The 13013-nt window shown below is 71.4% G+C and carries 12 protein-coding genes; 1 reads left to right on the top strand and 11 read right to left on the bottom strand.

What is annotated here, in order from left to right:
* Positions 1 to 157: 157 nt before the first annotated feature.
* Positions 158 to 2242 carry an ATP-dependent DNA helicase gene (locus FFS25_RS11495; protein ID WP_283957219.1) on the bottom strand — a complete coding sequence of 695 codons (2085 nt, stop codon included), beginning with the start codon at positions 2240 to 2242 and terminating at the stop codon, positions 158 to 160.
* 2 nt (positions 2243 to 2244) lie between these two features.
* Complete coding sequence (gene hflX, locus FFS25_RS11500; protein ID WP_137803020.1) at positions 2245 to 3984, bottom strand: GTPase HflX; 1740 nt, start codon at positions 3982 to 3984, stop codon at positions 2245 to 2247.
* 179 nt (positions 3985 to 4163) lie between these two features.
* Between hflX and FFS25_RS11505 the strand changes: the two genes are divergently transcribed.
* Positions 4164 to 4799 carry a class I SAM-dependent methyltransferase gene (locus FFS25_RS11505; protein ID WP_171004193.1) on the top strand — a complete coding sequence of 212 codons (636 nt, stop codon included), beginning with the start codon at positions 4164 to 4166 and terminating at the stop codon, positions 4797 to 4799.
* A gap of 113 nt (positions 4800 to 4912) precedes the next feature.
* Here the strand turns inward: FFS25_RS11505 and dapF are convergent, their stop codons facing one another.
* The 9 genes from dapF to pgsA all read right to left on the bottom strand — a co-directional run bounded on the left by dapF (position 4913) and on the right by pgsA (position 12987).
* Positions 4913 to 5800: a diaminopimelate epimerase gene (gene dapF / locus FFS25_RS11510; protein WP_058872325.1), complete on the bottom strand. Its 888-nt coding sequence runs from the start codon at positions 5798 to 5800 to the stop codon at positions 4913 to 4915.
* A 117-nt stretch (positions 5801 to 5917) separates the two neighbouring features.
* Positions 5918 to 6811, bottom strand: a complete 894-nt coding sequence (miaA, locus tag FFS25_RS11515) for a tRNA (adenosine(37)-N6)-dimethylallyltransferase MiaA (RefSeq protein WP_058872297.1) — start codon at positions 6809 to 6811, stop codon at positions 5918 to 5920.
* Positions 6812 to 6840: 29 nt separating this feature from the next.
* Complete coding sequence (miaB, locus tag FFS25_RS11520) at positions 6841 to 8334, bottom strand: tRNA (N6-isopentenyl adenosine(37)-C2)-methylthiotransferase MiaB (RefSeq protein ID WP_040560749.1); 1494 nt, start codon at positions 8332 to 8334, stop codon at positions 6841 to 6843.
* Between the two features lie 126 nt (positions 8335 to 8460).
* A complete protein-coding gene (locus tag FFS25_RS11525; RefSeq protein WP_006214504.1) occupies positions 8461 to 9180 on the bottom strand; it encodes a regulatory protein RecX in 720 nt (239 codons plus the stop codon).
* A 226-nt stretch (positions 9181 to 9406) separates the two neighbouring features.
* Positions 9407 to 10534, bottom strand: a complete 1128-nt coding sequence (recA, locus tag FFS25_RS11530) for a recombinase RecA (protein ID WP_058872323.1) — start codon at positions 10532 to 10534, stop codon at positions 9407 to 9409.
* A 297-nt stretch (positions 10535 to 10831) separates the two neighbouring features.
* Positions 10832 to 11053, bottom strand: a complete 222-nt coding sequence (locus tag FFS25_RS11535) for a DUF3046 domain-containing protein (protein WP_006214502.1) — start codon at positions 11051 to 11053, stop codon at positions 10832 to 10834.
* Positions 11054 to 11201: 148 nt separating this feature from the next.
* Positions 11202 to 11564, bottom strand: a complete 363-nt coding sequence (locus FFS25_RS11540; RefSeq protein WP_137803022.1) for a helix-turn-helix domain-containing protein — start codon at positions 11562 to 11564, stop codon at positions 11202 to 11204.
* Between the two features lie 206 nt (positions 11565 to 11770).
* Positions 11771 to 12355 carry a CinA family protein gene (locus FFS25_RS11545; protein WP_249933887.1) on the bottom strand — a complete coding sequence of 195 codons (585 nt, stop codon included), beginning with the start codon at positions 12353 to 12355 and terminating at the stop codon, positions 11771 to 11773.
* Positions 12355 to 12987, bottom strand: a complete 633-nt coding sequence (pgsA, locus tag FFS25_RS11550) for a CDP-diacylglycerol--glycerol-3-phosphate 3-phosphatidyltransferase (RefSeq protein ID WP_024290166.1) — start codon at positions 12985 to 12987, stop codon at positions 12355 to 12357. The genes FFS25_RS11545 and pgsA overlap by 1 nt, the downstream gene beginning before the upstream one ends.
* Positions 12988 to 13013 lie beyond the last annotated feature (26 nt).

Raw genomic sequence — 13013 nt, forward strand, 5'->3', positions numbered from 1 at the left:
AGTGTGTATAAGAGACAGCTCCCGCTGCGTCCGCGCCGCTGCGCGCATCGACCATGACGAGCTCCTTCATCGTCGATAGAGTGGACTCTTCTGATATCCAGAGTCACATGGATCGAAATGCAGTAGGTATGGATTGCGCGCGGTTGCCCCGGCCGGCTCAGTCCTGGCCGTGCAGCCGCTGCAGCGCCGAGTGGACGGTCTTCCGGTCGGTCGTCGTCCACAGCGGAGGCAGGCTGGCGCGCAGGAACCCGCCGTAGCGCGCCGTGGCGATCCGCGAGTCCAGCACCGCCACCACGCCGCGATCGCTCGTGGAGCGGATCAGTCGACCCGCTCCCTGGGCCAGGCGCACAGCGGCGTGTGTGGCCGAGATCGCCATGAACCCGTTGCCTCCGCTGTCGGCGACCGCGCGGGTGCGCGCCGTGGACAGCGGATCATCCGGGCGCGGGAACGGGATGCGGTCGATCAGCACCAGACGGCAGGAGTCGCCGGGCACGTCGACTCCCTGCCACAGCCCCATGGTCCCGAACAGCGACGTGTCCGGCTCCTCGGCGAACTGGGAGACGAGCGCGCTGAGCGTCGACTCGCCCTGGCACAGGATCGACAGGCCGGTTCGCTCGCGCATCACCTCCGCGGCCTCCTCCGCCGCTCGGCGCGAGGAGAACAGCCCGAGGGCTCCCCCGCCGGAGGCTTCGAGCAGATCCTGGATCTCCTGCAGCATCCCGTCGGAGAGCTGACGCCCGGGCTTGTCCAGGTGCTTCGCCATGTAGAGGATGCCCTGGCGCGGGTAGTCGAAGGGGCTGCCGACGTCGATGCCGTCCCACTTCGGTGCGCCGGAGCCCTTGAGTCCCAGATCGCCGGCCACGGCGTCGAAGGACTCGCCCACCGTCAGGGTAGCCGAGGTCAGCACGACCGTGCGGCCCTCGAACAGGCCCTCGCGCAGGCGCCCGCCCACGTTCAGCGGCGCGATGCTGAGGGTCGCCGGATCGGAGTCATCGGCCGGGACGTAGCCGCGGCCGGGCTCCCAGCCGCCCTGGCGCGACAGCCACATCACCTCGCGCGCCTCGTGCGCGCCGAGCAGCCGCTCCGCGAGCTCGAGGGTCTCGCTCAGCCGCGATCGCGTCATCTGCCGGCCGCCGTCGGTCTCGCGCCCGCCGTCCTTGGACTCGGGCTTGGTCTCCGACAGCGCGGTGCGTGCGGCCTCGCGGATGCGTGCGACGGCCGCCGACATCGGCTCGGTCAGCCCCCTGGCCAGCAGCTCGGCCGGCACGCCTTCGAGGGCCTTCTCGAGATCGTCCGCACCGGAGGCCAGCTCCTCGTGCTTGGCGGTGGTGTGCTTGCGCACGGAGGCGGCCACCGAGCGCACCGTGGCCGCGGACATGGCTCCAGAGACGGCTCCCGTCACCCGGTCCCGCAACTCGTGGGCCTCGTCGACCACCACGACGTCGTGCTCGGGGAGGACCTGGATGGATTCGAAGGCGTTGATCGCCAGCAGGGCGTGATTGGTGATGATGATGTCGGCCTCGGCCGCCCGGGCCTTGGCGAGCTCGGCGAAGCAGCTCTCCACGAGCGGGCAGCTGCGGCCCAGGCACTCGCGCGCGGAGACGGAGACCTGCCGCCAGGCGGCGTCGGTGACGCCCGGGGTGACGTCGTCCCGGTCGCCGGTATCGGTGACCTCCGCCCATTCGCGCAGGCGCTTGACCTCCTGCCCGAGCCGTCCGGCGCGGGAGCTCGATGCGGCCGGGGGATGCGGGCCGTCGTCGGGCATGGCGAACAGCGCGCCGCCCTCGTCCTCGGGATAGCCGCCCTCGATCTTGTGCAGACAGGCGTAGTTGCTGCGGCCCTTGAGCAGCGCGACCTCGAGGTCCTCCGGCAGCTCCTCCGACAGGACGTCGAGCAGGCGGGGGACGTCTCGGCCGACCACCTGGGACTGCAGCGCGAGCGTGGCGGTGGCGACCACCACGGGGCGCTCGGCCGTGCGCGCGTGCTGGACCAGCGGGGTCAGGTAGGCCAGCGACTTGCCGGTGCCCGTGCCGGCCTGGACCAGCAGGTGGCGGTTCAGCTGGAGGGCCTCAGCGACCTTGCCCGCCATCAGGCGCTGGCCGTCGCGGCGCTGACCCCCCAGGGCCTCGACGGCCGTGTCCAGAAGGTGCAGCGCGTCGGCTCCGCCGGGCAGAGACTCCGGGCGGACATCCACGACGGGGCGTCCGGAGGCATCCCGGAATCCCGTGCTGGCCCCCGCCACGCTCAGCGCGCCTCGGCGCCGGAGGCGGCCTGCTCAGCAGAGCCGGCGTCTGCTGCGTCCGAGGCCGCGGCGTCCGTGCCGTCGCCGGGCACGCCCTGCCCGAACTGCTGGGCGTCCTGCCACACATAGCGCTGCAGCTCGCCGGCCAGGTCCTCGCGCACCTTCACGAGCAGGTGCGTGCCCTCGCCCAGGTACTCGGTGCGCAGGATCTCGGCGTCCCAGCCGTGCAGCCGCGAGACGATGTCGCCGTCGGTGTACGGGACCAGCAGGTCCAGCACGTGATCGGGGCGCGGGATCGCCTCGGAGATGCGCTGCTTGAGCTCGTCGATGCCCTCGCCCGTGCGGGCCGAGACGACGACGACGTCGCGGTGGGTGTTGCGCATCCGCTGCACCACGAACGGGTCGGCCGCATCGGCCTTGTTCAGCGCGATGATCTCCGGCAGGTCGAGGGCGTCGATATCCGCGAGGACCTCGTGGACCGCGCGGATCTGCCCCTCGGGATCCGGGTGCGAGGCGTCCACGACGTGGACGATCACATCCGAGTCGGCGACCTCCTCGAGGGTCGAGCGGAAGGCCTCGACGAGCTGTGTGGGCAGCGAACGCACGAAGCCGACCGTGTCCGAGAGCGTGTAGCCGATGCCGTCCGGAGTCTCGGCCTTGCGGACCGTGGGATCCAGAGTGGCGAACAGGGCGTTCTCCACGAGCACTCCGGCATCCGTCAGCCGGTTGAGCAGCGAGGACTTGCCCGCGTTCGTGTACCCGGCGATCGCGACCGAGGGCACCGAGTTGCGACGGCGGTTCAGCCTCTTGGCCTCGCGCGAGGGCTTCATGGCGGCGATCTCGCGACGCAGCTTGGCCATGCGTGCGCGGATCCGGCGGCGGTCCATCTCGATCTTGGTCTCACCGGGACCGCGCGAACCGATGCCCTCGCCGCCCGCGGCGCGACCGCCCGCCTGGCGGGAGAGGCTCTCGCCCCAGCCGCGCAGGCGCGGGAGCATGTACTCGAGCTGGGCCAGCTCGACCTGGGCCTTGCCCTCCTTGGACTTGGCGTGCTGGGCGAAGATGTCCAGGATCAGTCCGGTCCGGTCGATGACCTTGACCTTGACGACGTCCTCCAGGGCGCGGCGCTGCGACGGGGCCAGCTCCTCGTCCACGACGACGGTGTCCGCCCCCGTGGCCGCCACGATGTCCTTGAGCTCCAGGGCCTTGCCCGAGCCCAGATAGGTGGCCGGATCCGGGGTGGTGCGGCGCTGGATGATGCCGTCGAGGACCTCGGAGCCGGCGGTCTCGGCCAGGGCCGCGAGCTCGCGCAGGGAGTTCTCCGCCTCGGAGGCCGGGCCGGTGGTCCACAGCCCGGCGAGCACGACCTTCTCCAGGCGCAGCTCGCGGTACTCGACCTCGGTGATGTCCTCGAGCTCGGTGGACAGGTTGGCCACGCGGCGCAGCGACTGCCGCTCGGACAGCTCCATCTGGGCGCCGTCGGCGTCGGTGTGCACGCTCCGGTCCGCGAGCTCGCGGGCGCGTCCGCTCAGGACATCGCGGCGCCCGCCGCCTGCCGGAGCTTCCTCGGCAGCATCCTGGGAGGTCCCTGCCTCCGAGCCGGAATCGTCGGGGGCGGACCGGTCGTCCCGGTCCCGGCGCTGCTGGGCGCGCGAGAGCACCCGAGCGACGACGTCCTCGAGCTGCTGATCGGTGGGCGTGGCGCCGGTGGGCTCGGCACCGCTGTCGGGGATGTGGGTCATGGATCCTTTTCGGGTGGTCTGACACGCCGTGTGCGGGCTCGGGGAATGAGGCCGCAGAGGCTCGATCAAGGGTACAGCGCAGCGCGGACGCGGTTTGTTCCGCGACGGCGCCTGTGCAGCGGATCCGGAGCCGCCGTCGGGAGCGGACAGGCCGCGAGCCCATCGCCCGGCGACCTACCATGGTCCCCATGTCCGAGACCCCTGGCGCCCACTACTTCACGACTCCGCAGGACGAGGAGCGCCGCTCGCGGATCCGGGTGCAGCTGCGCGGCCGGGAGGTCTCCGTCGAGACCGCCGGCGGGGTGTTCTCCCCCAAGGGCCTGGACAAGGGCACCGCGATCCTGCTCGACGAGGTCCCCGATCCGACGGGCGCCGAGCTGCTGGACCTGGGCTGCGGCTGGGGCCCGGTGGCGATCGCCATGGCTCAGGCTGGACAGCCGGGGGCACGGATGACGGCCGTGGACGTCAACGACCGTTCCCTGGGTCTGACCCGCGACAACGCGGCGGCCCTGGGTCTGACTGGCGTGGAGGCTCTGCGCCCCCAGGACGTCCCCGACGACCGCCGGTTCGACACGATCTGGTCGAACCCGCCGATCCGCATCGGCAAGCAGGCGCTGCACGAGCTGCTGCTGCTGTGGCTGCCGCGCCTGGCCTCCGGCGGCACCGCCTGGCTGGTGGTGCAGAAGAACCTGGGTGCGGACACCCTGCAGTCCTGGCTCGCCACAGCGCTGCCGGAGGCCGCCGCAGGGGCCTGGGAGGTCCGGCGCACGGCGACCGCCAAGGGCTTCCGTATCCTCGCCGTCACCCGGGGCTGATCACCCCAGCTGGCGGCCGCCGCGCCGGAGGACTCCAGCAATACCCCGGGACGCTGCTCGTCGAGCCGTGTCCAGGGCAGATTCGGCCGCCCGTGCAACCCGCTGAGGGCGCCTCAGGCGAAGACGCCGCGCGCCACGATCTCTGCCGGTCCGGCCAGCACCACATGCTCAGCGCCGTCCGGCCCGGGCACGAAGGTCGCCGAGACGATGCCGCCGGGCACCTGGACCAGGTACTCATCGGGTGCCGAGGCCCCCGCCCAGAACCGCGTCGCGGCCGCGGCGGCGCAGGCCCCGGTGCCGCAGGACTGGGTCTCCCCCACCCCGCGCTCGTGGACGCGCATGCGCAGTCGGCCGATGCCGTCGCCCTCGTCGTCGGCCGGGACCACGAACTCCACATTGGTGCCGTCGGGAGGCGTGGGGCTCACCTCCGGCTGGGTCCACAGCTGCAGGTGATCGAGCTTCTCTCCCTCGGCCAGCGCCACCACGGTGTGCGGGTTGCCCATGGTGATCGAGACCCCCGGACGAGGGACCTTCAGGCCCTGGGCCGTCACGACGGCATCGGAGCCCCGCTCGCGCGCCCGGTCGCCGTCGATGAATCCCCACGGCCCCATGTCCACGGCGAAGCCGTCGGGCGTGGCGGCGACCGTCTTGAGGCCTCCGCGGGTGCCGATGCGCAGCATGGCGCCCTCTGGCAGCTCCACCAGGCCCTGCTGCAGCAGCGCTCGGACGAACACGCGCACGCCGTTGCCGCACATCTCGGCGATCGAGCCGTCGCCGTTGCGGTAGTCCATGAACCACTCGGCCGACGGATCCTGCTCGAGCAGCTCCCGGCCCTCGGGCAGCGCCGAGGAGCGGATGAGGCGGATGAAGCCGTCGCCGCCGATGCCTTGGTGGCGGTCGCAGGCCCGTCGGACCACGTCGTCGTCCAGCAGCAGCTGCCCGTCCGGGTCCACCACGAGCACGAAGTCATTGCCCGTGCCGTGGCCCTTGAGGAACTCCATCCCGCTGAGCTCGCCGAAGACCGACGGGGCCTCCTGCGCGGAAGCGGTCTCGGTGGTGGTCTCGGCAGTCACGGGGTCGTCCTCCTGGGTCGGTGTGCGGGCGTCCACCCCAGCATGCTAGTCCGCGCTGAGGATCCGCTGGACCTGCTCCACGAGGTCCTCGGCACCGGCCTCGAGCCAGTGCACGCGCTGATCGGCGCGGAACCAGGTGAGCTGGCGTCGGGCGAACTGGCGGGTGGCCACGGTCGTGGCCTCGATGGCCTGTGCGCGATCGGTGCGCCCCAGCACGACGTCGGCGAACTGCGGATAGCCCAGCGCACGGCCTGCGGTGGGGCTCTCGAGCAGTCCGAGCGGCAGCAGGCGCGCGACCTCGCCCTCCAGACCGGCCTCGGCCATGGCCTGCACGCGATCGGCCAGGCGCTGATGCAGCACGGCGCGATCGGTGTCCAGACCGATCTGCACGGCAGGCTGGTGATACGTGCGCGTGGGCATGAACGACGTGAACGGCCGCCCGGTCACCTCCAGGACCTCGAGCGCCCGGATGAGGCGGCGGTCGTCGTGCACGCGCTGGGCGGAGGCAGGATCGGCCTCCTGCAGCCGTCGGCGCAGCGGCCCCTCGCCGTGGTCCTGCAGCTCCTGCATCAGGCGAGCGCGGACCTGCGGGTCGGTGCCGGGGAACTCGATCTCATCGAGCGCGGCGCGCACGTAGAGGCCCGAGCCGCCCACCAGGATCGGCACGCGACGGCGCGAGCGGATGTCCTCGAAGCACTCCCGGGCTGCGCGCTGGAAGCGGGCCACCGAGGCCTCCTGGCGCACGTCCAGGATGTCCAGGAGATGGTGCGGGACCCCCCGACGCTGAGCCTCCGTGACCTTGGCGGTGCCGATGTCCATGCCCCGGTAGAACTGCATGGAGTCGGCGTTGACGACCTCCCCGTCCAGCCGCTGGGCCAGGGCGATCGCCAGGTCCGACTTGCCGGTCCCGGTGGGCCCGACGATCCCGACGACCGGCATCTGGCCTGCCCGGACCTGAGGCGCTGCGCTCACGCTCCGCGCACGGGCAGTGACGGCATGCCGAGGCTCACCGCACCGCCCGCGCCGCCGGCGGCACCGCCGCTCGGCGCTGCGCAGGAGGCGGCCTGCTCGCGCTCCCAGGCATCCCCGCCGCGCGAGCGGCGCAGCCGGTACTGGCCGGGCTGCGGATCGGCGATCAGGTGATAGGCGGCCGCCCGGGTCACGGGCACGGTCACGAAGTCACCCGGGCGCGGGGCCTGCTCGCCCTCGGGCACCGAGAAGTGGACCAGGCGCTGGTCGGGTGCGCGCCCCGAGAGGCGATGGGTGGCCTCGGACTTGCGCCCCGTGTCCGCGGTGACCAGCAGCTCGAGGGTGCGACCCACCAGCTGCTCGTTCTCCTCGGCGGCGATCCGGTCCTGCAGGGCCACCAGGCGCTCGTAGCGGTGCTGGACGACCTCCTTGGGCAGCTGGTCCTCGCGCTCGCCTGCCGGAGTGCCCGGGCGCACGGAGTACTGGAAGGTGAAGGCCGAGGAGAACCGGGAGCGCTCGACGACGTCGAGGGTGTCCTGGAAGTCCTCCTCGGTCTCACCAGGGAAGCCCACGATGATGTCGGTGGTGATCGCAGCGTGCGGGATCTGCTCGCGGACCTTCTCCAGGATCCGCAGGAACCTGGCGGAGCGGTAGGACCGACGCATGTCCTTGAGCACCCGATCCGACCCGGACTGCAGCGGCATGTGCAGCTGCGGCATGACATTGGGGGTCTCGGCCATGGCGTCGATGACGTCGTCGGTGAAGGCGGCCGGATGCGGGGAGGTGAAGCGCACGCGCTCCAGCCCCTCGATCTGCCCGCAGGCGCGCAGCAGCTTGGAGAAGGCCTGGCGGTCGCCGAAGGAGACGCCGTAGGAGTTCACGTTCTGCCCCAGCAGGGTGACCTCGACCGCGCCCTGATCCACGAGCGCCTGGACCTCGGCCAGGATGTCGCCGGGCCGACGGTCCTCCTCCTTGCCGCGCAGCGACGGCACGATGCAGAACGTGCACGTGTTGTTGCATCCCACCGAGATCGAGACCCAGCCCGCGTAGGCCTGGTCCCGCTTGGTCGGCAGCGCCGACGGGAAGGTCTCCAGCGACTCGAGGATCTCGATCTGCGCGTCCTCGTTGTGCCGAGCGCGCTCGAGCAGGGTCGGCAGAGAGCCGATGTTGTGGGTTCCGAACACGACGTCGACGACCGGTGAGGTCTCCAGGATCCGATCCTGGTCCTTCTGCGCCAGGCATCCGCCCACAGCCACCTGCATGCGCTCGTTGCGCTTCTTGGGTCCCACGAGCTGGGAGAGGTTGCCGTAGAGCTTGTTGTCGGCGTTCTCGCGCACCGCGCAGGTGTTGAACACGATGAGATCCGGCTCGTCCTCCGGCTGGGCGGGGACGTAGCCGGCGGTCTCGAGCATCCCGGAGATCCGCTCGGAGTCGTGGACGTTCATCTGGCAGCCGAAGGTGCGCACCTCATAGGAGCGCGGGGCCTCGAGCACGGGGACCTCGGGGGCGAGCGTGGAGGGGCCGGTCTGGGCGGTATCGAGGCGGGGAGTCACGCGACAAGGATAGTGAGTCGGTCAAATCTCCCGCTCCCCCGCTGCACCGAGCCGAGGCCATCCTCCTCAGAGGCTCTCCGGCTCCTCGAGCAGGCCGTCATCGCCGGTGCCGTGGTCGTCCAGCACGCCGCGCACGACCTCGAAGGCCAGCCCTGGGGCGTAGCCCTTGCGCGCCAGGGCGGAGACCATGCGGCGGATGAGCTTCTGCTTGGCCTCGCGATCTGCCAGCTGCGCCTGAAGCGCCGGACCCGACGGCAGCTTGCGGCGCGCGAGCTCCACGGCATCCGCCCGCTCGTCGTCATCGGTGCGCTGGGCGAGGGCCTGCTCGACGAGGTCCCGGTCCACGCCCTTGCGCTGCAGCTCCATGCGCAGGGCCGGGCGGGCCAGCTTGCGGGTCTCCGCCCGCTGCCGGACGTAGGACTGCGCGAAGGCCTGATCGTCCACGAGCTCGACCTGCTCGAAACGATCCAGCACCGCCCGTGCCACGGACTCCGGGATGTCCTTGTCCGCGAGCTTGTCCTCGAGCTGCTGGCGCGACTTGGCCGAGGCGGTGAGCTGGCGCAGCACGATGGCGCGCGCCGTCTCATGCAGCTGCTCCTGCTGCTCAGCGGCCTCCGTCGGATCCGAGGGCATGTCGCGGTCGCTGCGCACGGCACGCCCCATGCGGCGGGCGCGCTGCTGGGCTCTGAGACGGCGGCGGTCGTAGTCCGACTCGCCGAGCTCATCCGCCAGCGTGTCCTGCGGCAGCTGATCGCTGTCCTGCACGGGCAGGTCGTCTGGGTCCACGAGGATCGGCGCTCCTGAGCTGTGTCTCTGGTCTGCAGGGTCTCTGGCCCGTGCGATCTCTGGTCAGATAGGTCTCTGGCCCGTGCGATCTCCGGTCAGCGGGCTGGGGCCTGGCGCAGCACCGTCATCGCGCTGTGGACAGGCACGAGCCCGGATCTGAGGCGAGCAGCCCCCGCTGCCCGAGCGGGCGGCGGGGGCTGGCTCAGCGCATCAGGCCGGCAGCCGCTCAGAAGGCGGCGTCCGCCGGGGCCTTCTCGGAGTCGCCGCCCAGCGGGGCATCGATGCCCGCGGTGGCGATCGCCTCCTGGTCGACCTCCTCGTTCGGGTCCTCGACGATGCCGAGCTTGACCAGCAGGCGCTGCTCGATCTCCTCGGCCAGCTCCGGGTTGTCCTTGAGGAACCGGCGCGAGTTCTCCTTGCCCTGACCGAGCTGGTCGCCCTCGTACGTGTACCAGGCACCGGACTTCTTGACGATGCCCTGCTCCACGCCCAGGTCGATCAGGCCGCCCTCGGTGGAGATGCCCTGGCCGTAGAGGATGTCGAACTCGGCCTGCTTGAACGGCGGGGCCATCTTGTTCTTGACGATCTTGGCGCGGGTGCGGTTGCCCACGGGGTTCGCACCGTCCTTGAGGGTCTCGATGCGGCGCACGTCCACGCGCACGGAGGCGTAGAACTTCAGCGCCTTGCCGCCCGTGGTGGTCTCCGGCGAGCCGAACATGACACCGATCTTCTCGCGCAGCTGGTTGATGAAGATCGCGGTGGTGTTCGAATGGGACAGGCGACCGGTGATCTTGCGCAGCGCCTGCGACATCAGGCGGGCCTGCAGGCCCACGTGCGAATCGCCCATCTCACCCTCGATCTCCGCCTTGGGCACCAGCGCCGCCACGGAATCCACCACGACGATGTCGATCGAGCCGGAGCCGACCAGCATGTCCATGATCTCGAGCGCCTGCTCGCCGGTGTCCGGCTGGGAGACCAGGAGGTTGTCGATGTCCACGCCGAGCTTCTGGGCGTAGACCGGGTCCAGGGCGTGCTCGGCATCGATGAAGGCCGCGATGCCGCCGGCGCGCTGGACGCTGGCCACCGCGTGCAGGGCCACCGTGGTCTTGCCGGAGGACTCCGGGCCGTAGATCTCCACGACGCGTCCGCGCGGGAAGCCGCCGGTGCCGAGGGCCACGTCCAGGGCGATCGAGCCGGTGGGGATGACCTCCACCTTCTGCGCCGGGCGCTCGCCCAGCTTCATGACCGAGCCCTTGCCGTAGCTCTTGTCGATCTGGGCCAGGACGGTCTCGAGCGCCTGCTCGCGGTCCGAGCCGCCGGAGGCAGCCGAAGCTGCGGACTTCTTGGGAGCCATCATTCACCTCGCGTGGATCGTGGGGGCGGGTCCGCTCGATGAGGGGCCCGACGGTGCTGCTGCGCACCAACGTATGGACGGGGTCCGACAGCACAAGACGGACCGTGGGGGCTGCCGATCAGCCGCCCCGAAGGGGCCTGCGACCAGCAGCTGTGGAGCCCGCGGGGCCCGCCGGCGCCGCCTCAGCACACCGAGATGCGGCCGGAGGCGGCGACCCTGCGGGCGCAGGCCCCACGATAGCCGATTCGAACACCTCTTCGAATGCAGCGGACCTGCGCGTGTCGCGACGGGTCCGCTTCAGGAGCGCGGCTCCTGGTCCGGCCCCCACTGCCGGGACTCGGGGACCTGCTGCTCGCGGCACAGCGCGAACCAGACGAGCTTGGGATCCTCGCCGTCGGCCAGCGCCTGCTCGGCGGTTCGGTGGCCGAGCTCCCCCAGCACGGTGTCGCGCACCAGGATCCGGCCCTGCGCCTGTCCGAACTCGTGGACGACCATCTCGTTGAACCTGCTCACGCGCATGCGGGCGATCGCTCCTCTTCAGATCGGATCCGAGCCGGACAGCCGACGGGCCCGGCACGGCGCAGGGCCCGGCGCCGTTGTCGGCACCGGGCCCTGCAGCTGGTCATGGGGCGGCGACCAGTCGGGTCGCCGCGGGAGGCGCTGGGCCTCAGGAGGCCTGGACGGTCCCCGCGAAGCTCGAGCCGAACTCCTCGTGCAGCTCCGCCGGCACCGTGTCCGGGGCGAAGTTGCCCTCGAGCTCGGCGATGTGATCGGCGACCTCGCGCAGCATGGCCGACACGGGGATGTCGAGTGCGGCGCAGATCGAGGCGAGCAGCTCGGAGGACGCCTCCTTCTGCCCGCGCTCCACCTCCGACAGGTAGCCGAGCGATACGCGTGCGGAGTGGGAGACCTCGCGCAGCGTGCGGCCCTGACGCTGGCGGACCGAACGCAGGACCTCACCGATCTCCTGACGCAGCACGACGGGCCGGGACTGCGCGGCCTCCGCCTCCGTCGTCGAAGTCTGGTCCATGTCCTTCCAGCGAATGATTCCGTTGACGGACACAGGGGTCTTGGTGGTGGTGATGATGTGGCTCCTCGGTCGTGCGGAGGACGAGGCCTCCGCGTTGTCCGAACCGGTCGGCGACCGGGCCCGGATGGCCCTCTCTGGGCCGTCGGTGGGTGCAACCGCCGACAGGACTCCATTGTTCCGTGCTCGACGGCCGTTCGGCTAGGAGTTCACTGGGAGGCGCCCAGGACCTCCACGAGCATCTCCAGGGCGGCCCGCACGCTCAGGCGGCGGATCTGCTCCCGATCGCCCTCGAGCCGCAGCAGCCGGGAGCTGAGCCCGCGAGGACCGGCGGCACCGAGCCACACCGTGCCCACGGGCTGCTCGTCGTGCGGCTCCGGCCCGGCCACTCCGGTGGTGGCGACCACGACGTCGACGCCCAGCGCGGCGCGGGCCCCGACGGCCATCGCCTCGGCGACCTCGGAGCTGACGGCCCCGGTGCGCTCGAGCAGCTGGGCTTCCACGCCCAGCACCCGCTGCTTGACCGCGTGCGAGTAGGACACGACCGACCCCTCGAAGGCCGCCGAGGCCCCGGGGACGGAGACGATCGCGGCGGCCAGGGCGCCCCCGGTCAGCGACTCGGCGGTGCCCAGGCTCAGCCCGGCTGCCGAGGCCGCGCGCACCGCGCGGGAGGCCAGCGATTCGACGGTCTCCTCGGCCAGAGCCTCATCGGCCCCCGACGGACGCCCGCCGTCCGCGGCGGTGCCGCTCGTCGTGTTCGCCGTGTCCACGGGCGATTCCCTGGGATCGCTCATCAGCTGTTGTCCACGGGCTTGCCGGCCGCCAGGGAATCGCGGCGCAGCTGGTACGCCTTCACCACGTAGTCCACGCCGGTGACCACGGTGACGATCGTGGCCAGGCCCATGAAGAACCAGCCGATCCAGGGCCACCACTGACCCACCACGGGAACGAGCGGGATGAGCAGGAACAGCAGCGCGATGGTCTGCAGGACGGTCTTGAGCTTGCCGCCCTTCGAGGCGGCCATCACGCCGTAGCGGATCACGGCGAAGCGCATGACGGTGATGCCCCACTCGCGGACCAGGATCACGATCGTGACCCACCACCACAGCTCGCCCATGGCCGACAGGACGATGAAGGCGGCCCCCGTGAGCAGCTTGTCCGCGATCGGATCGGCGATCTTGCCGAACGAGGTGATCAGCCCGCGGGCGCGGGCGATGTCGCCGTCGAGCTTGTCGGTGAACATGGCCAGGCCGAACACGCCCACGGCCGCCCAGCGCCACCCCAGCGAGGCCTCGCCGAACGAGCCGCCCAGCACGGCGAACCACACGAAGAACGGGACCATGACGATCCGCAGCGTGGTCAGCGCATTGGGCAGGTTCCAGTTGGACGGAGCGGGGCGTCCACCCTGATCGGCCGCTGCGGTCATGAAGTGCTCCTGTCCTGCGGCGCGCG

The organism is Kocuria sp. 2SI, assembly GCF_005502825.1.
GTDB classification, from domain to species: Bacteria; Actinomycetota; Actinomycetes; order Actinomycetales; family Micrococcaceae; genus Kocuria; species Kocuria palustris.